The sequence below is a fragment of the Mycoplasma sp. 1012 genome (genome assembly GCF_054343455.1).
This window is the reverse complement of record NZ_JBTGVG010000005.1, coordinates 26,303-45,983: the sequence shown is the minus strand read 5'-3', so window position 1 is coordinate 45,983 and position 19,681 is coordinate 26,303. Positions and strand designations below refer to the sequence as shown.

Sequence of the window (19,681 nt, the reverse complement as noted above, 5' to 3'; positions counted from 1 at the left end):
TTTTATCAAAGTCTCTATTAAATTGGCATAATAAACGTTTCATAATTTTCCTTTTTGTATATTTTATAAAATACTTTTTATTTTGTTTTTATTCATAAATTATATTACAATCAAAAAAAAAAAAAAACAATTTTAAAAACTGATGCACAATTTTTAGCTTAAAAATTCTCAAAAATCTTCAATTTTTTATATAAAAAACTAAAATATTGCATAAATTTTCCTAATATAAAGACTTTTTCCTTTATATTTGAAAAAAATATCAAAAATAAAAATTTTAAATAATTTTCCTTTGTAAAACTAATCAAACAAGTTATAAATTATTCTTTATTTTTAAAATAATTGAAAGATTTTTTAACACTGATTTTGGGAAAAATGAACCAAAAATCCCAATTTTTTCCGTATTTTCGGAACAAAATAAATTCTGTGGTAATATTAAAATGTGACTAAGTTTTTATGTCACAGAAAGGGGTGAGAAATTGTTTTTATTTCAAAGAATAATCATGGAAAATATATTAATTTTATTAATAATCATTTTATTTATAATTAAGTAAAAGTTTAAAAATAAAATTAATTTTTCACGACCTGATATAAAAACTCCATTGTAGACAGTAATGGAGTCCCATCTTTCTTAATTGACGGGTTTTTTAATACTTTTTTAAAATTTCAATACTCTAGATAAAAAAATTTTTTTTGAATATTTTTCTATTATAATTCAATATGAATATGAAAATCCTTTTATAAATATTTATAATAATGGGAATTTTAAATATACAACTATTGTAAAATATTTAAAAAACAAAAAAAGTATTAAAAAAGTAGTTAACTGAGTAGTGATAAAAAACTAGAAAAATTTCTAAATATTTAGCAATAATGGAAATAAATTGGAGCAAGTAACTATCAAACAGCGTTATAACTAAATTTAGGTGAAATATTTAAAGTAGAAATTTTAAATTATAAAACAAATGAAAACAATAACAATAAAAAAATAGTTGATTTTATTTTTTTTCTATTAACTAGGAAACTTGGAATAAATACTTTTATTTATAATTAAATAAAATTTAAAAAATAAAATTATTTTTCAGAATGAAATATAAAAAAACTCCATCGTAGACAGCAATGGAGTTTTCGTTTAATCTAATTTATTTAAATTAAACTTGGTTGTGAAAAATTGTTTTTACATTATTATTATAACACTTTTTCTAAAATGTTTATAAAATTTTTGCAAATTATTAATCAAAATGTCCACTTTAGTAATAATTTATAGTTAATTTCTTTAACAAATACATTTTCCTATCCATTTTAGGAAATTTTAGAAAAATCGACCAAAAATCCCGCTTTTTCTAGTTTTGCTACAAAATAAATTCTGTGCTAATATTAAAAATGATTAGTTTATTCAATAATAGAAAATAATAAAAATTATTTTATTTAAAGTAAAAATGATGATAAATATTAATTTTATTAAAAAACTCCACTGTTGGTAGTAATGGAGTTTTCGTTTAACTTAATTTATTTAAATTAAACTTGGTTGTGAAAAATTGTTTTTACATTATTATTATAATACGCTTTTCTTAATACATAAATATTATTAAGAAAAATTAATTTTCAATTATATTGCTAATTAAAAATAAAAAGGCTTTTTTTGATGATTCTTTTATTCTAAAATTAATATCTAGTTTATTATCTACATCTTGCGAAATTTTGTCGGAAATTGCTTTTACACTAAAAAAATTAATTTTATTTTGAGAACAAACTTGAGCGATAGCAAAACTTTCCATATCGAAAATTTCACATTTTGTTTTTTTGTAGAATTCTAGAGCTTTTTCTTTGGAATCAATAAATGAATTTGAAGAACAAATATTGCTGTATTTTACTTTTTCTGTTGTTTTTATTTTATTTAAAAAATACTGTTTTTCCCCTGGTGTTTGTCCAAAATTGTATCAAGGAGTTTGCGTATCAATATTAAAAAATTTTTTTGGAATGACTATCTCAAAAATATCATGTTTTTTAGATATTGAACCAACTGCACCAAAATTATAAACATTTTCAATGTTATTAAAAACGGAAAGCAATAAAGTAGTACTACTTGCAGCATTAATTAATCCAATACCAGAATATAAAACTACTAGAAAATTATTATTTTTTTCAAAAACTAAAAATTTTTTATTTAGTTTTTTAATAGTCTTTTTTAAGTTTCATCCTTCTTGAATAAGCAAATGCTCTTCTTCTGGATCAGCAATTATTAATGCGTTTTTAATTTTTATTAAGTCAGTAATCATAAATATCTAATTGTTCTTTTGAAACTGTGGTTTTGTTTAAATTAAAATGCTTAATGTGCTCTACTACTTTTTTAAAAGCTAAATCGAAATTGCTAAAAGCTAAACTTCTAATAGTTTGGATTCCATCTCATTTTCTACCTTGACATAATTTATCTGCCATAAAAACAATCTTATCTAAAGTTGACATTTCATAATCAATAGAAGTGTGTACAGAAATAGCTCTAACTATTTCTGAATTTTGCACTTTATAATATTTATCTAATCATAAAGAAGCTGTAGTTTGGTGTAATTTATAGTCAGGAATTTGCTTTTCATCAATATCATTTTTTACTAAAAAATCTCTATGCGTTTCTATTGTTCATCTTTTTGTTAAATCATGAACTAGTCCAGAAAATCAAGCTATTTTTGCATTATAATTTAAACTTTTTGCATACTCTGCAGCAAGCGATGCTGTTGCTCTACAATGTTTATTTAATTTGGCATCTGTAGTGTTATTTAAAATTTCTAAAATATAAAGAAAATTCTTTCCGATATATTCAATTGTTTGGTTAAATAAATTACTAAAATCCCCTAATTTAACTTCTGTTGAAGAAGCAGGAAAAATTTCGTTATTTAATAAAATACAATTAAATTTTTTTAAATTTTCCTTATTTAGTTTATTTTCCCTTTTAAAAATAACAATTTTCACTAATGAACTGATTTTTTCTATCTCTTTTCATTTGTGCAATTTATCCAAATTATCTGAACCTAAGATTAAAAATAATTCATCATTTGGAAATTTATTTTTAAAATAATTAACAGTGTCAATAGTGTAACTTACTCCTTTACGATTTATCTCAAATAAAGAAATTTCCGTATTTTCTGGTTTAACATCATTGATCATTTTTACACGATCATTTCAATCTTCATATTTACTTTTTGTTTTAAATGGACTTTTAAAAGCTGGAACAAAAAAGAATTTATCTAGAGATAAAATTTCTAGTGATTGTTCTGCTACCTTTATATGTCCTTTATGAATAGGATCAAACGATCCTCCAAATATACCAATTTTCATTTTTTAATTATAATAAAAAAAAGAAAAATTGAAGCGAAAAACTTCAATTTAACCAGTTTAAACTTGCTTTTAAAGGTTTTTAAAGTTAACGTTGCAAACTTCTAAGACATCGTTTTACAAGTTGTTCTTTAAAAAACTAGGGAGTGATAATTCTGAATTATCTTCTTCCTCTTCATTAAAAGTTGTTGAATTTTCCAAAATACTATTATTTTGAAATAATGAACTATTAAAACTTTCATTATTGTTATATGTAGAATCACTATAAGTGTTTGTGTTTTGAGAATCTAAAGTTGACATAGAAGTAGTATTATTAATCAAATCTAAATTTTTATAATAGTTAGAACTTCTTTCTAAACCAGAAGCAACTAAGGAAATTTTCAGTGATTTATCACTATTATTTTTAGAAATTAATCCTTGAATAATATTAACATTTTCTCCTGTTGCATTTTTAATTAAATCAATAATTAAACTAATTTCTTGGAAAGTTACAGCTGAACCGCTAATATTAACGATAACATCTGTACATCCTGTAATTTCATGTTCTAAAATGTTGGAAAAAATAACTTTTTGAGCTGCTTTTTCTGCTCTGTCTTTACCTGATGCGCTTGCATCATTCATTATTATTTCACCTTTGTTTTTAGTTACAAATAATAAATCGGCAAAATCGACATTTTGAACACCAACTTCATTAATTATTTCATTAATAATGTTTAATGTTTTTTCTAATATTGTATTAGAAAATTTAAGTGAATGTTCATTAGAAACTGAACCATAATTAGCAAGTAGTTTTTGATTAGAGACAATAATTAGTCCATCAACTATTTTTTTGAGCTCTTCAATTCCTTGAAGAGCATTATTTTTAATTCTTTCACCTTCATGTTCAAAAGGGGTTGTAACTACAGCAATAACTAAAGAAGCGGTTTTTTTAGCAATTTCTGCAACAACTTTAGATGCTCCAGTTCCTGTTCCTTTTCCCATTCCAGCAGCTATAATAACAATATCTGCATCTTTGATTCTATCTTCAATTTCTTGTTGACTTTCTAAGGCACATTCAAAACCAATTTTAGGGTTACTTCCTGCACCAAATCCTTTTCTTTTTTCGTAATCACCAAGGTAAATTACTTTATTTTCATCAAAATAACTCAAGGATTGTGCATCTGTATTTAATGCTATATATTCAACATTGGGTAAGTTGTATTCCATTAATGTTTTTATGGAGTTGTTTCCACAACCACCAATACCTAAAACTTTTATTTTTATGTTGTTTTTAAAAGTATTATGCATGTTTTATCCTTTTTGTTAATAATTTGTTTAAAAAATTTAAGAATTTATTACCTTTGAAAATTAATTCATCTGTTGAATAAGGTTGAGTATTAATTAAAAAGTGTTCACTTTTACTTAAATCAATATTATTATATGATTTTTCGATGTATTTTATTCCTTCTAAAATTTCTTTTGCATCTTTAGAAATTAAAGGGTGGAATTTAGAGTTAAAAATAATAATTTTTTTGTTAATTTTTTGTTCAATTAAAGATAAAAATATAGTATTTTGTTCTTCTTTTTTATTTAGAAAAATTGCAAATTCACTGTAATTTTCTATGTTTTTGATTTCACTTACAACAAGTTCAGCAATTTTGTTATAATGTTTTTCTAACACAGTTTTAAATTCTAAAACAGTTAATTTATTTTTAATTAAACTAGTAGAGGGTTTGATTATGGATAAGCTATCTCCATATATATTAACTAGTTCATCTACTTGGTTTTTTTCTAAATTTAATTCTTTTGCAACTATTTTATTAATATCTGCAAAAGAAGAAGGAATATCTTTAATTTGTTTAATATGCCCTTGTTCTATAACTGAAATTTTAGTATTAGAACTATTTAAATTAATTATTATTTTTTTAGAATCTTGATTATTTAAATCTAGATTAATAAGTCTATCTAATGATATTAATTCAGTGAAAAATGATTCAATTTCTAAATTTAATTGTGAAAATAAATTATTTATTTCTTGATATAAATTGTTTTCTAAAAAAGTAAATGAATACTTAATTTCAATAGAATCAGCATTTTTTAATAAAGGTTTTTCATTGCCTTCATAAAATAATATATTGTTTTTATATATTTTGTATTCTTGTGGAATGATAGAAATAAAGGTATGATTAGAAATTAAATTGTTTTGTTTTGCTTTGGTTAAATTTCTATTTATTTCTTCACTTGTGATTGTTTTTTTATGGTTTAAAATTTCGGTTTTAACTGAATAAAGATTAGTTTTAAAAAGAAAATTGTCGCTCAAAGAAATAAAAATTTTTTTAACATTTGTTTTGATTTTTTTATTCAGAGACTGCATTGCATCTCTATAAAAATCAAAAACTTCTTTTTGTAATAAGTTTTTTTCATTAAAGATTAAAACTTTTTCGTTTTTTATTTCTTCAAAAGCTAAGATTGCACATTCTTGTAATGATGTGTCAATTTTAGCAACAACCTTTATATTTCTTTTCATTTTTTACTCCACTAATCTTGTTAAAATACGTAATTTTGCACTTCTACTTCTTTTGTTTTGTTTTATTTCCTCATCAGAAGGTAAAATTGATTTTGCAATTCATTTTTTTTCTTGCATTATCGGAATCCGATAATCAACTTCATTTTCTGATATTAATTGTTTAAAAAATTTCTTTACTATTCGATCTTCGATTGAATGAAAGGAAATTATGAGTAATTTTCCATTAACTTTAAGAAAATCAATAGCATTTTCTAATAAAGTATTTAGAGATTCTAATTCGTTATTAACAGCAATTCTAATAGCTTGAAATACGGCTTTTGCAGGATTTTTCATTCTTACAACCTTAGCAGGTAACGATTTCCTGATTACTTCTACCAACTCTAAAGTTGTATTAATGGGTCTGCGTTGAACTATAGCTTTCGCAACTCTTTGTGGGAGCATTACATCAGCGTTTTGTTTAAATATTTCTACTAATTCACTTTCTGAAAAATTATTGACAATATAATGAGCATCCAAAGTTTGACTTTGGTCCATTCTCATATCTAGACGATAATCCTTATTATAAGAAAAACCTCTGGAAGTTTCATCTAATTGTGGTGATGAAACTCCTAAATCTACTAATATGCCATCTACTTTATTTATATTAAGTTTTTCTAATTCGCTTTTGATATTTTTAAAATCACTATGAATTAAAGTGAAATTCTTAGATATTGAGCTGAGTTTTTGTTCACTTTTCTTAATTGCTTCAATATCCTTATCAAATGCATATAGATGACCATTTTTAAGTTTTTCTAAAATCTTAGATGAGTGTCCCGCTCTTCCGAGCGTTAAATCTAGATATATACCATTTTCATTAATTTCTAATTTTTCAATTACTTCTTTTAATAAAACTGGAAAATGTTCCATTATAATTCAACTCCACTTTCAAATAAAGTTTTTTGGAGTTCTTCCATCTCTTCATCATCAAGGAATTTAGATTGCTGTTTTTCGTATTTTTCTTTTGGCCAAAGTTCTAATTTTTCTCCAACCCCAATTAAATACGCTTCTTTTTCGATAGAGCAAGTTTTTAATAATGTTTTTGGTAAGACAATTCTTCCAACTTTGTCGATAGTAACATCAGTTGTATTTCCAAAGAAAAATCTTGCAAATTCCCTAACTGCTTTATTTAAAGAGTTATTTTTTTTAAGTTTTTCTTTGATTAAGTCAAATTCTTCTTTAGAACGAATTTCAATGACTTTATCTAAACCGATTGAAACATAAACATAATCGCCTAATTTTTCTCTGAAATTAGAAGGGATTATGATTCTGTTCTTTTCGTCAATAGTTTTTAAATGACTTCCAAACATTACCACTCCTTACCACTATCTACCACATTATAATACTTTTTTGGAACTTTTTTATAAAAAAAGATAATTTTTTTTCATATTTTATTTTTGCCAAAATAGTTTTGAAATGATTTGGAAAAACTTTTTTTAGCAAAAAACACACTTTACAGTGTTTTTTTGTTATTTTTTTTTCTTTTTCATATAATTTGCTAAAAAATATATGCTTTTTTGCAAAAAAGAATAAAATTATAAGGACTTGAGAAATCTTGTCAAAATGGAGTTATATTGAAAGAAAAAATAAAAGAATTTTCGAACTTGATATTTTTATATATTTTTATATATTTAATAGTTTTTATAGTTTTTGTTATTTTTTCTATTTGAAATTATTCTCTGCTATTAGGATGAATTTTTTCATTTATTTCTGTGAATATAACTTTTTTTAGTAAAATTTTTACTTTAGAGTTACTAAAAAAGGTTAATATTAATACAAATAGCAAAAAAAAGAATTTTTTTTACACAATTGGAATAGTCATTAGTTTATTTTCATTAATATTTCATGCATTATTAATTATTGCTATTGTCTTTATTAATAAAGCATTTACAAATACAAATGACATACAAGTTATTTTATTTCCTATAAATTTAATAACTTATATTATTGGAAATTCACTTGTTTTACCAGTTGTTGTAATTAATTTAATTATTAAAAAAATAAAGGATAAAAAGAATGGATAAATGATTAGAAAATTGAAATCAACCACAACTTTTTACTCTTTTTATATTAGTTTTTTTAGTTGTTGTAACATCATTGATTTTATACTTTCAAATTAAAAAAACAAAAAAAGATAAAGCACCTACAACGGTTGTTTATATAACTGAACAATATTTTGGTATTGTTGAATCAATTGTAGATGAAAGTGGTGTTAAAGGTAAATTGTCAACAAATATTAAACCTTATATATTTACTTTATTTACCTTTTTACTTTTTGGAAATCTACTTTCTTTATTTGGATTAGAACCAATAGGAAGTACATATTCCGTAACATTCACATTGGCTTTTGTATCCTGAAGTGGAATTTATGTCATAGGTATTACTATGCAAAAATGGAGATTTTTCAAAAAATTTCTTAATCCACTTGAAATAATTTCAATTCCTGCACCATTAATTTCTTTATCATTCAGGATGTTTGGTAATATAATTGGTGGTTCAACTATTTTGATTTTATTTTATGCAGGTACACAATTTGTATGATCATTATTGCCAATAGCTGGATTTAGCGTTTTTAACTTGCCAGCAGCAATATTCTTTGCGCCACTAATATTCTATTTTGATATTTTTGGTGTAGTAATTCAAGCATATGTCTTCACTTTACTAACTACAACTTATTGAAGTACAAATGCTGAAGTTGAATAATAATAAAATAAGGAGATTTTAAAATGACAAATGAAATTATCGAAATTGCTTCAAAATTAGATCCTAAAGTTTCAGCAAATTCTACAGGGATTGGTCTTGTTGCAATTGGAGCAGGTCTAGCTATGGTTGGAGCTCTTGGTGTTGGAGCTGGTCAAGGATTTGCAGCAGGTAAAGCTGCTGAAGCTGTAGGGAGAAACCCAGAAGCAGAGAAAAAAATCAACAAATTAATGATTATTGGTGCTGCTATTGCTGAAACTTCTTCAATTTATGCACTTGTTATTGCAATACTTTTAATTTTTGTTTATTAGATTAAAATGGATCAATTAATTTTAAAACAATTCAGTTCAGATGGAAAAGTTGATGCAAGTGAAGATATTTCCAATCTATTTAAAAATATTTTTCCAAACCCTTGAGTAATTCTTGCAACTGTTATCGCCTTCTTAATTGTATTCTTTTCTTTATTTTTCTTTGTTCATAAACCTATTAAAAAGGTAATTGAAGAAAGAAGACAATTCATTCAAGATAACATCGATGAAAGTGTCAAAAATAAAGAAAAATCCATAGTTTTAGAAGAAAAAAGAAATACAGAGCTTTGAGAAGCAAGAATTGCAGCAGCTGGTATCATTAACCAAGCTAAAATTGAGTCTGAAAAAATAGCAAATCAATATATTACTAATGCTAAAAGAGAAGCAAAAAGAATTATTGAAGATGGACACAAAAATATTTCACAACAACAAAAGAAATTTGAAGAGGAATCTAGAGAAGAAATTATTACAGTTGCAACTAAATTAGCATCAAAAATTTTAGAAAAACACGTAAGTCACTACGAAGAAAAAGAACTTATTGATAAATTACTTAATGAGGTTTATGAATAATTATGAATACAATAAGTAGTGAAAGAATTAATGGTTATGCACAAGCTATTTTTCAAATTGCATTAGAACAAAAAAAAGTTGATGTTTTTTACAAACAAACAGAAAAATTAAGTGAAATCTTTAAAAAAGAAGAAGATTTACTTCCATATTTAAAAAGTTTTGAGATTGAATTTGAACTAAAAGAAGAATTAATTGATGCTTCTTTTGCAAAAACTTATCAAGCAGAACTTGTAAATATGATTAAACTTTTAGTTCAAAATCACTTTATAAGTTCAATTAATTATATTTTTAATAAATTTGAAAAATATGCTCTTGACTATTTAAAACAAAAAAAAGGTGTTGTTTATTCAAGTCATAAGTTGAATAAAGAATATATGGACAAAATTATTGATTTTATTGAAACAAAAATCAATAAAAAAGTAATTTTAAAAAATGAAATTGATAAAAAACTAATTGCTGGTATCAAAATTATTATAGATGATTTAATTTTTGAAAATTCAATCAATTCTCAATTAAATCAAATAAAAGATCATATACTTAAAGGAAAGAGAGAAAAATAATATGCCATTAAAAACAAGTGATATTTCAGCATTAATAAAAGCACAAATTAAGTCATATGGCAAAAAAATCATTTCTGACGAAGTTGGAAAAGTAATTTCAGTTGGTGACGGAATCGCTCTTGTATCCGGACTAGAAAAGGTTGGTCTTGGGGAACTAGTTGAATTTCCTAATAACATTTATGGTATGGCTTTAAACATAGAAAGCGACTTTGTCGGAGTTGTTATCATGGGTAAAGAAAACCAAGTTGTTGAAGGCGATTTAGTTAAAAGAACTAAAAAAATCATTTCTGTTCCTGTCGGAGAACAAATGGTTGGAAGAGTTATTAATGCTCTTGGTGAACCTATTGACGGAAAAGGGGCAATTGATTTTAACAAAAGAAGAGAAATATTTGTTGAAGCTCCTGGAGTAATGAAAAGAAAAGAAGTTAATGAACCTTTAAAAACAGGTATATTAGCTATTGACTCAATGGTTCCAATTGGAAAAGGTCAACGTGAATTAATTATCGGTGACCGTCAAACAGGAAAAACTGCTGTTGCTATTGATGCAATTTTAAACCAAAAAGGACAAAATGTTAATTGTGTTTATGTTGCTATAGGACAAAAAAATTCAACTGTTGCACAAATTGTTAATAAACTTCAAAACAGTGGTGCAATGGAATATACAACAGTTGTTGTTGCTGGAGCTTCTGAGCTTGCTCCTTTACAATATATTGCTCCTTACTCAGGGGTAACTATTGCTGAAGAGTGAATGTATAAAGGGAAAAACGTGCTAATTGTTTATGATGACTTATCAAAACACGCAGTTGCTTACCGTACACTTTCACTTCTTTTAAGAAGACCACCTGGTAGAGAAGCATATCCTGGAGATATCTTCTACCAACACTCATATTTACTTGAAAGAGCTGCTAAACTTAATCAAGAAAATGGTGGTGGTTCAATTACAGCACTACCTATTATAGAAACACAAGCAGGGGATATTTCAGCATATATTCCTACAAACGTTATTTCTATAACAGATGGTCAAATCTTTATGAAAGAGGCTTTATTTAACTCTGGACAAAAACCTGCTGTTGATGTTGGTTTCTCTGTTTCTAGGGTTGGTTCAAGTGCTCAAACTAAAGCTATGAAATTTGTTTCTTCTTCATTGAAATTACAATTAGCTCAATATAATGAATTAAAATCATTTGCTCAATTTGGTTCAGATTTAGATGAAACAACAAGAAGAATTTTAGATCACGGTTCTAAAGTTTATGAATTGTTAAAACAATGACAATATATTCATTTTGACCAAAACGATCAAGCCATTATTTTACTTTCTGTTAAAGATAAACTAATTAATCCAATTCCAAAAGAATACATTTTACAATATAGAGATGAATTAGTTAACTTTATAAACAGCGATACTAAAGCCTTAGAATTAAAGGCTGAATTGATTAAAGAAAGAGCATTTAACGACGAATTATTAGTTGAATTTAAAAAATTAATAAGAAGTTTTATTTTAGAATTTATCAACAAAATTCCTAACTATGATGCTTCTTTATATCCTGCAATGCCGGAGTTATAGAAAATGGCTTCTAATCAAAAAATAAAAACTAGAATTAATTTAATTTCAAATACAAGAAAAATAACTAAAGCAATGGAATTACTCTCCAGTGCTAAATTAAGAAGAATGAAAAATAATTTCCTTTCTATTCAAGAATATTCAAATTCTATCAAAAGCATTTTAAGTTCATTAGCACAAAAAACTAAAAACATTAGCGAAATTTTTACTTTAAATAAAGAAGCACCAAAATTATTTATTATCATTACTTCCGATTTAGGATTATGTGGTGGATATAACAGCAATATCTACAAATTAACTAAAAAGGAAATTGGTAAAAATGATAAACTAATAATTTTCGGAAATAAAGGAATTTCCCTTTTTAAAGACTTTGAAACTCAAGTTATTCAAAAACATTCTAACTATGGAGATGACTTAAACTATTCACTAGTAAATAATGTTATCAACAAAATAAAAGAACTTTTAGAATCTAAATCAGTTTCAGAAGTAAATTTAGTTTATACCAAATTTATTAATAGTGTGCTTTATGAACCACTAATTAAAAAATTGTTACCACTAAATAACGATCAAAAAAGTGATTTTAATATTAGCGACAATGAAAATAATGTCTTAGTAGAATTTGAACCTAATCCAGAAATTATTTTAAAAAATCTTATCCCTTTATATATGGGTTCTACAATTTACAATGCTTTAGCTGAATCTAAAATTTCCGAAATGTCTTCAAGAAGAACAGCTATGGAAAATGCATCAAATAATGCAGATGAAATTATTAACAATTTACAAATTGTCTTTAATAGAGCAAGACAATCTTCTATTACTCAAGAAATAACTGAGATAATAGGTGGAACAACAACAAAATAATAAAGAAAGGAAGGAAACTATGGAAAAAAATATAGGTAAAATTGTTCAAATTTTAGGTCCTGTTATTGACGTAAAATTTGAATCAGGTAGACTTCCAGCTTTACTTAATGCTTTAGAAGTTAATCTTAATGCAAACAAAAAAATTATCCTTGAAGTTGAACAACACATTGGTGATGATGTAGTTAGAACTATCGCCATGGAAATGACTTATGGACTTTCTAAAGGACTTGAAGTTGTAGATACAGGAAAACCAATTCAAGTACCTGTAGGAAAAGAAATTCTTTCTAGAATGTTCAATGTGCTTGGTGAACCTATTGATGAATTAGGTTCAGTGGATGCAAAACTAAAAATGCCTATCCACGCTACTCCACCAACTTACGAAGATCAAAAATCAACTTCTGAAATTTTGGTTACAGGAATTAAGGTTATCGACTTATTAATTCCTTATGTTAAAGGTGGAAAAATCGGTTTATTTGGTGGAGCTGGAGTTGGAAAAACAGTTCTTGTGCAAGAACTTATTAACAACATAGCTACTCAACATGGTGGTCTCTCTGTTTTTGCAGGAGTTGGAGAACGTTCAAGAGAAGGTAATGATCTCTATCACGAAATGAAAGCTGCAGGAGTTTTAGACAAAACAGCACTTGTTTTTGGTCAAATGAATGAACCTCCCGGAGCTAGAATGAGAGTTGCTTTAACAGGACTAACAATGGCTGAATACTTTAGAGATAAACTAAATCAAGACGTTCTTTTATTTATTGATAATATCTTTAGATTTACTCAAGCAGGTTCCGAAGTATCTACATTACTTGGAAGAATCCCTTCAGCGGTTGGTTACCAACCAACTCTTGCTACAGAAATGGGACAATTGCAAGAAAGAATTACTTCTACAAGAAATGGTTCTATAACTTCAGTACAAGCAGTTTATGTGCCTGCAGATGACTTAACTGACCCTGCACCTGCAACAACATTTGCTCACCTAGATGCTAAAACAGTTCTAGATAGAAACATTGCTGCTCTTGGTATTTATCCAGCAGTTGATCCACTTGCTTCAGGTTCAAGAATGCTTGATCCGCTTGTAATTGGTGAAGAACACTATAGTGTTGCTAGAAAAGTTTTAGAAATTTTACAAAAATTTAAAGAATTACAAGATATTATCGCTATCCTTGGTATGGATGAACTTTCTGAAGAAGATAAAAGAACTGTTTCAAGAGCAAGAAGACTTAGAAACTTCTTATCTCAACCTTTCTTTGTTGCTGAAAAATTCTCAGGTATTTCAGGTAAATTTTTACCATTAGAAGATACAATTAGAAGTTTCAAAGAAATCATTGAAGGTAAACACGATTCATTACCAGAAGAAGCATTTTTATATGTTGGTTCAATTGAAGAAGCAATTGAAAAAGCTAAAAAACTTTAATATTAATTATGAAAATAACTAAACTAAAAATAATTACTCCTAATGGGGTATTTTTAGAAAAAAATATCGAAATTATTACTTTAAAAACCACTGAAGGATATAAAGGATTGCAATATGGAATTCAACCATTTGTTGCATCAATAGTTCCATCCAAAACTTTTATCAAAAGCGAAAACAAAGAAGAAATAATTTATATTAAATCTGCAATTGTATATGCTCAAAAAGAATTAATAACCATTATTAGTGATTCGGTATCATATGATTCAAATATCATTGACATTAATGATGAATCCAATAAAACTCATGATACCAAAGCTAAAAGTTCAATAGAAGATGTACAAAAAGAAATTCAAATTAAAAAAGAGATAGAAAAAGCACAAAAATAGTCCAATTAAGGACTATTTTTTGATCTTGATTTTTTCCCTTTATACAGGGTTTTCCCTTTACAAAAGTAATTAATGCCATCTTTCTTCTTTCATAATTTCAATCAAAGCATTTAATTCTAAGATTGTTTTTTGGTAATTAAAAACATAATGTAAATAGTAAGTTTGATTTTTAGTAATAACTTTAATACTATCTCTCCCTTTTTCATAAAAATGTTCTACTTGAAGAATTTCTCTAACATTAATATCGATTTTTTCAATTTTAAATCAATCAAAATTTTTAGGATGTTCTATTAAATTAGCACAACTTTCTCCTTTTAACCTTCCTGCTTCTATAGTAATATTGCTTTTATTAATTTTAATTCACATAACAGTATAAAAAATAGCAACACTTAAAATAGTAATAGCACCAAGAAGAGAAACAGCAAAAACAACATAATGCGTATTAAAGTATAAATCTTGTAAAAGAGTTCTTACTAACATCACAAAAAATAATCCATATAATGGTAAAATTAACCGATAAAAACTTCTTGGTACAAAGAACTTTATTTCAATTTTCTTTTGCAAGTATACCACCTTTCCCTATGCTATAAATTATAAACAAAAAAATAGGTTTTACCCTATTTTTTACCTGTGGTTGTATTAGTTTCAGCAGCTGTTTCAATTGCTGCGTTTTTAAATTGGAATTTTTCTGGAATTTGTGTAATATTATCAAATAAATTAGTTTTATAATTATCACCATATAATTTTTGAAGTGCTTGTCTATAAGAGTTTTTTTGATCTTTACCACCACCATAGATTAAATCATATTGTGGTAAGTGATATGCATTTGAACTAGAACCACCATAAATTCCTTTATAATCGTATCCTTCAGATCTAAATGCTGAAGCAACTCCTGTTTTTGCACTATTATTGGATGTATGATATATAGCAACTAATTCGTTATTCTGATTTCTAATTGAAGAACCAGAAGCTCCACCAATTGGAACATAGTGTTTTGGTAAATAAGATAAACCAGCCGCTATCAATTGTTTATTATGATCTAACTTAGCAACATGTAAATCTTTTCCTGTTCTTGTAGCAGAAATAAACGCATCAAGAACACCGGGTTTATCAACAAAAGAACGGTATCCTATTTCGTAAGATAAATAATTTCCCCTATTGATTTGTTCATCAGTATAATTTCATTTACCTGTTACTTGATCATAATTAATACCATCAAAGTATTTGGTTTCCGCATTTGTTCATAAACTAAAGGAATAAGGAGCATCTTTTATTTGATCGTCTTCTTCATATCTTATTAAAAAGTAATCATTTCTAGCAGAAGGATAACCTACAATGTATAAATTATCAATATTTGGTTCTGGATTTGCATAATTTAAGTTTTTATTAATTGCAGCATATTTTTTTAAATATGATTCAGTTTTGAATTTAATTTGTTCACTTGCATGATTTGCATATTCATTTGTAATGATTTTTGCCATTTCTGCAGGGTTGCTTCTAAATGCTTCTTGATTAAAAGAAACTGAACCACCTTTTATTCCTGCTGAAATACCTACATTTGAAGCATCGATTTTTGTAAAATCAATTTCAATAACTGCAAAATCCGCAAATTCTTCTGTATTTTCAAATTTTGCTTTTTGATCTTTAGCAAGAAAATCAGAAGGTTTAGAGTTTAAAAAATCTTCTCCACTATAAACTACTTTTACTGGTTTTTCAGATTGTCCAGCTTTTGGTTTCATTTGGAATCCAAAACCAGTGAAATTTTCATCGTGAGATAAAATTTTGAATTTGGTTCTAACAGCAGCATCTCTGTTTAATCTTGTTAGTCCAAAACCAACGGTTTTATCATTAAGTGCTTCTGCAACGTGTAAGTTAGTACCAAAATATCATTTGGTTGGATAACTTCCATCTGTTGTTTTCTCATAGTCTAAAATTCACATTGTTCCAGAAGTTGCTATAGAATATTTTGGCTCTCCTGGATGTTCTGGATCTGGATTGTTAAATTGCACATGGAAAGTTTGTAGTGCAGCAGTTTTATAATGATCATTTGTTAAATATCTTGCAATACCATCAACTCTAGCTGGATTTCTTCCTGCTGAATCTACTCAAGAAGGTCCTTTACCCAACTCAGGAGCATCATATATTTTTAATCCATCATAAGTACCATCTTCATTATAAGAAGGAACTGTAAATCCTTTAGCTAAAGCACTATCAAAAGTATCAATTCCTGCTTCTTTTGCTTTAGCATCAAATTTAGTTTTTTCTTCTTGTGTTATGTGTACATCTTTTCTAAATGTTGATTCATCATAACCTGGTTGTCTTATAAGAACAGTTAAATATTCAGCATTATCTTTTTGATATCTTTGATCTTGAGATCATTCTGTTAAATATTTTTGTTGTTCTGTTTTAGGAAGTTGTGTTAAATTTTGTTTAATATAACCATCACCATCTGTTAAAACAGGTGTGCTACTAAAACCAGAAATTTGAATTGTTTTTTCTGCTTTTATTTTTGGATCTTTTTTAGAAACAAATTCAAATAAAACTCTACCTTGTCCAGTTATACTAGAGATGTCAGTTCCATTTGCATCTCTATCTGGAATTGCAGCTAGTACATTAACTTTTACATCCTTTTCATTAATACCTACTACTTCAGGTTTTAAACTAGAAATATTTTGAGCAAATTTAGCAAAAGTTACTGATTCTTTAGGACGATTGAATTCATCATAACCTTTATAATCAACATTAATATTTTTTACAAGATTATTTCATCTTTCTTGTGTAATTGGACCGGAAATTACTGCATTTCCGGGTTTATTTGGATCTTTAGGATCTGTTTTACCAGGTTGTGAGTCAGAAGGATTTAATTGTGTTTGACAAGAAGAAAACACAATTAATGAAGATGAAATTAAAGGTAATAATAAAAGTTTTTTTGTTTTTTTCATTTTTTCTCCATTCTAACTAAAGTCAAATTTTGGATCGTCTTTATTAACAACATCCACAATTTTTCCAAGACCTCTTAGTTGATTAATAAGTGCTGTGTCATAGTTATAAACTTCAAAATGAGTATCAGATCCAAAAGTATGATCACTAAAATTAATTAAAGTATTTAAGTTTGCAATTCCTTCTGAATTTAATGTGTGTGCAGATGAATCAGCTAAAATTCTGATTTTTTTAGTTACTTTTCCATTATCAAAAACTATTTTACTTTTTGGTTGTTGCATTCCTTCTGTTGCTAATACTGTTGCAAATTGTGCTCCATTCATTTCAGAAGCACTAATTTCAAAAGTATCACCTTCATTATGTAAAATAATTCTTTTTAGTTTTCTTGGTTTATTTGAAGGTTTGATTGTATCTGAAAAAATTAAACCTTTTAATGATTTTAATTGTTTTGCACCTGATAAATCAAGTCCTGTTGGATAACTGTTTTCCCCTTCATTGTGATCTGGATCTTTTCCTGGTCCAAAACTTCCTTGGAAGAATGGTTCATTATTTCTAACATAATAAACCATTCTTAAAGCATTATTGATTTCTGTTAAGTCTTTATTTGGTCCAATATTAACATCGTTGAAAGCAATTGTATCAAAGGTAATTCTTGTTGCAATTGTTTGTCTTGAAGAATAATTGAAACTTACATTATAGTCAACTGTGTTAATTCAAGCAACTTTTTTAAGAGCAATAGGGTTGATTGCTCAACCTTCTGCAAGGGAATTTCCTGTTGTTAATAAAGAAAGTTCATCTATTTCTTTATCTTTAATTGCTAAAAGTGCACTTGTATTGTAATTTTCAAAGAATAATTCTAATTGTGGTAATTTATTTGGTAGTGCTTGGAAAATACTAAAGAAATCATAGTTTGAAGAACCTTTTTTACCAATGTTGATAATTCTGTATGAAGTTATTTGTTCGTTTGCTTTAGTTAAATCTTCAATTAATTTTTTGGTTTTTTCTAAAGCATTAGGATTAGCAACATCAATTGTTACAACAATTCCTTCATTTCTTGCATCTGCTTCTGGTTCTTCTCTTGTTAATTTTTCAAATTTGATTCCTTGACCAGGAGTGAAGTTATATTTAGAAGAATAAGTGTTTGTAACATCTGATTTTGTTCACCCTGGATAAGTTCCATTTCTAATTTCATCAGGATATCTTGCACGTCAATCGTTGTAACCAAATACCCGTTTTTTAGAATTATCTCTTGTTATTCTTGCTGTTACTGAGTTAATTAGTGGTGAAACAGCATATGAATCAATTTCTCCATCATCATTTATATAAACATTTGAATTATCATCATAAATAACCATACCTTCACCTAAATTTTTAATAGCATTAGATGATAATTTCGTAAATTTAGTCATATCTAAAAAGGAAATTATTTTTAATTTAGCTCAATCTTCATTTTTGTGAGCTTTAAGTTCTTTGTAATATGCTTTTTTTCCTTCTTCAGTTAAAAAGTTAACAACTTTATCACCATTTGCAATTAATTTTCAAAATTTATCAATAATTTTTCTATAATAACCAGTTGATCTATAATCGGTGTCTAAAGCCTCTTTAATTTGATCATTAGTTAACTGTCCTGAACGAATTTCAGGAAAATCTGCCTGATTTAAAGGAACATCCTTAGCTAAAGCTCTTAAACTACTTCTTTTATTTGCTTCAATGATTTTATCAGTAACTTTAATACCTAATAATTTAGGAGTAATTTGATTAATGTATTCTACTCTGTTTGCATTACCTGCTGCAATATCTCTTTGATCGATTTTTCTTGCTTGTGGTTTTTCGATGTTTACCCTAATTTTTTCACCATAGAAATCCACTGTTATTTCTGTGTTTTTATCACGAACTGGATCTGGACTTGGTGGTGTTTTAACAGTAGGGGTTGGTAAAGGTTTTGGATTTTCAACAGGTTGTGTAATTACAGGATCTGGAACTTTAGACTCAGGAGCAGGTTCCGGTTTTATTATGTCGATAATAACAGGTTTTTCCTTTGGAGCTGGTTGCTCTGGTTGGGGTTCTGGTTCCTTTGGTTGATCAATAATAAGGGGTTTTTCCGGATCTTTAGGTTTATCTGGTTCTACAGGTTCTGGATCGGGTTCTGGCGGATTTGCAGGTGGTGGTGGGGTTTCAGAAATTGGTTTATTTAAAGGTTCTTCTTTTTTTGGTTCTTCTGGAACCGGTTCTTCTTTTTTAGGTTGCACTTTTTTAGGTTCTTGGTTATTATCTCTGTGAGAGTTAAAACCATTTTTAAAATTTAAGTTATTTCCAGTGTTGATGGAAGTAACGTTATCATTTAATAATTTAGAACGATCAGCTGAATTTGCTTTATCAGTAGTTGAAACATAGAAAAGAGCACCTACAGTAATAGGTGTAACTATAGACACGGAACTTATTGCTATAATTTTTTTATTTTTAGTACTTTTAAAAAAATTTGTTCCCATGATTCCTCCTTTATTTGTTTCTT

The 19,681-nt window shown here is 26.7% G+C and carries 17 protein-coding genes; 8 read left to right on the top strand and 9 right to left on the bottom strand.

What is annotated here, in order from left to right:
• Window positions 1–1,595 precede the first annotated feature (1,595 nt).
• The 6 genes from ACXX89_RS01315 to mraZ all read right to left on the bottom strand — a co-directional run bounded on the left by ACXX89_RS01315 (window position 1,596) and on the right by mraZ (window position 7,179).
• On the bottom strand, window positions 1,596–2,276 hold the full coding sequence (locus ACXX89_RS01315) for a phosphorylase family protein (protein WP_458557375.1): 681 nt from the start codon (window positions 2,274–2,276) through the stop codon (window positions 1,596–1,598).
• On the bottom strand, window positions 2,251–3,330 hold the full coding sequence (locus ACXX89_RS01310) for a nicotinate-nucleotide adenylyltransferase (protein ID WP_458557374.1): 1,080 nt from the start codon (window positions 3,328–3,330) through the stop codon (window positions 2,251–2,253). Before ACXX89_RS01310 ends, ACXX89_RS01315 begins: the two co-directional genes overlap by 26 nt.
• A 114-nt stretch (window positions 3,331–3,444) precedes the next feature.
• Window positions 3,445–4,614: a cell division protein FtsZ gene (locus ACXX89_RS01305; RefSeq protein WP_458557373.1), complete on the bottom strand. Its 1,170-nt coding sequence runs from the start codon at window positions 4,612–4,614 to the stop codon at window positions 3,445–3,447.
• Window positions 4,607–5,833 (bottom strand): hypothetical protein, encoded by a 1,227-nt coding sequence (locus ACXX89_RS01300; RefSeq protein WP_458557372.1) that lies wholly within the window; start codon window positions 5,831–5,833, stop codon window positions 4,607–4,609. The genes ACXX89_RS01305 and ACXX89_RS01300 overlap by 8 nt, the downstream gene beginning before the upstream one ends.
• A 3-nt stretch (window positions 5,834–5,836) precedes the next feature.
• Entirely contained in the window at window positions 5,837–6,739 is a 903-nt protein-coding gene (gene rsmH / locus ACXX89_RS01295) for a 16S rRNA (cytosine(1402)-N(4))-methyltransferase RsmH (protein ID WP_458557371.1), read from the bottom strand.
• Window positions 6,739–7,179, bottom strand: coding sequence for a division/cell wall cluster transcriptional repressor MraZ (gene mraZ, locus ACXX89_RS01290; protein ID WP_458557370.1), 441 nt, complete (start codon window positions 7,177–7,179; stop codon window positions 6,739–6,741). The genes rsmH and mraZ overlap by 1 nt, the downstream gene beginning before the upstream one ends.
• 706 nt (window positions 7,180–7,885) lie before the next feature.
• Here mraZ and ACXX89_RS01285 point away from each other — a divergent pair.
• Genes ACXX89_RS01285 through ACXX89_RS01250 form a run of 8 tightly spaced genes read left to right on the top strand, consistent with a single transcriptional unit; the run spans window position 7,886 to window position 14,229 of the window.
• Window positions 7,886–8,572 (top strand): F0F1 ATP synthase subunit A, encoded by a 687-nt coding sequence (locus tag ACXX89_RS01285; protein WP_458557369.1) that lies wholly within the window; start codon window positions 7,886–7,888, stop codon window positions 8,570–8,572.
• Between the two features lie 23 nt (window positions 8,573–8,595).
• Window positions 8,596–8,880 carry an ATP synthase F0 subunit C gene (gene atpE / locus ACXX89_RS01280; RefSeq protein WP_458557368.1) on the top strand — a complete coding sequence of 95 codons (285 nt, stop codon included), beginning with the start codon at window positions 8,596–8,598 and terminating at the stop codon, window positions 8,878–8,880.
• 6 nt (window positions 8,881–8,886) lie between these two features.
• Window positions 8,887–9,447 carry a F0F1 ATP synthase subunit B gene (atpF, locus tag ACXX89_RS01275; RefSeq protein ID WP_458557367.1) on the top strand — a complete coding sequence of 187 codons (561 nt, stop codon included), beginning with the start codon at window positions 8,887–8,889 and terminating at the stop codon, window positions 9,445–9,447.
• A 2-nt stretch (window positions 9,448–9,449) separates the two neighbouring features.
• Window positions 9,450–10,007, top strand: coding sequence for a F0F1 ATP synthase subunit delta (locus ACXX89_RS01270; RefSeq protein WP_458557366.1), 558 nt, complete (start codon window positions 9,450–9,452; stop codon window positions 10,005–10,007).
• Window position 10,008: 1 nt separating this feature from the next.
• On the top strand, window positions 10,009–11,571 hold the full coding sequence (gene atpA, locus ACXX89_RS01265) for a F0F1 ATP synthase subunit alpha (protein WP_436358372.1): 1,563 nt from the start codon (window positions 10,009–10,011) through the stop codon (window positions 11,569–11,571).
• Window positions 11,572–11,574: 3 nt separating this feature from the next.
• Window positions 11,575–12,429 (top strand): ATP synthase F1 subunit gamma, encoded by an 855-nt coding sequence (atpG, locus tag ACXX89_RS01260; protein ID WP_436358373.1) that lies wholly within the window; start codon window positions 11,575–11,577, stop codon window positions 12,427–12,429.
• Window positions 12,430–12,448: 19 nt separating this feature from the next.
• Window positions 12,449–13,843 (top strand): F0F1 ATP synthase subunit beta, encoded by a 1,395-nt coding sequence (atpD, locus tag ACXX89_RS01255; RefSeq protein WP_458557365.1) that lies wholly within the window; start codon window positions 12,449–12,451, stop codon window positions 13,841–13,843.
• A gap of 8 nt (window positions 13,844–13,851) precedes the next feature.
• Window positions 13,852–14,229, top strand: a complete 378-nt coding sequence (locus tag ACXX89_RS01250; RefSeq protein ID WP_458557364.1) for a hypothetical protein — start codon at window positions 13,852–13,854, stop codon at window positions 14,227–14,229.
• Between the two features lie 69 nt (window positions 14,230–14,298).
• On the opposite strand, the gene ACXX89_RS01245 is transcribed toward ACXX89_RS01250, so the two are convergent.
• The 3 genes from ACXX89_RS01245 to ACXX89_RS01235 are packed head-to-tail and all read right to left on the bottom strand — an operon-like array spanning window position 14,299 to window position 19,658.
• Window positions 14,299–14,793: a hypothetical protein gene (locus ACXX89_RS01245; RefSeq protein WP_458557363.1), complete on the bottom strand. Its 495-nt coding sequence runs from the start codon at window positions 14,791–14,793 to the stop codon at window positions 14,299–14,301.
• Between the two features lie 53 nt (window positions 14,794–14,846).
• On the bottom strand, window positions 14,847–17,171 hold the full coding sequence (gene mip / locus ACXX89_RS01240; protein ID WP_458557362.1) for an Ig-specific serine endopeptidase MIP: 2,325 nt from the start codon (window positions 17,169–17,171) through the stop codon (window positions 14,847–14,849).
• A 12-nt stretch (window positions 17,172–17,183) separates the two neighbouring features.
• Window positions 17,184–19,658, bottom strand: coding sequence for a putative immunoglobulin-blocking virulence protein (locus tag ACXX89_RS01235; RefSeq protein ID WP_458557361.1), 2,475 nt, complete (start codon window positions 19,656–19,658; stop codon window positions 17,184–17,186).
• Between the last annotated feature and the right edge of the window lie 23 nt (window positions 19,659–19,681).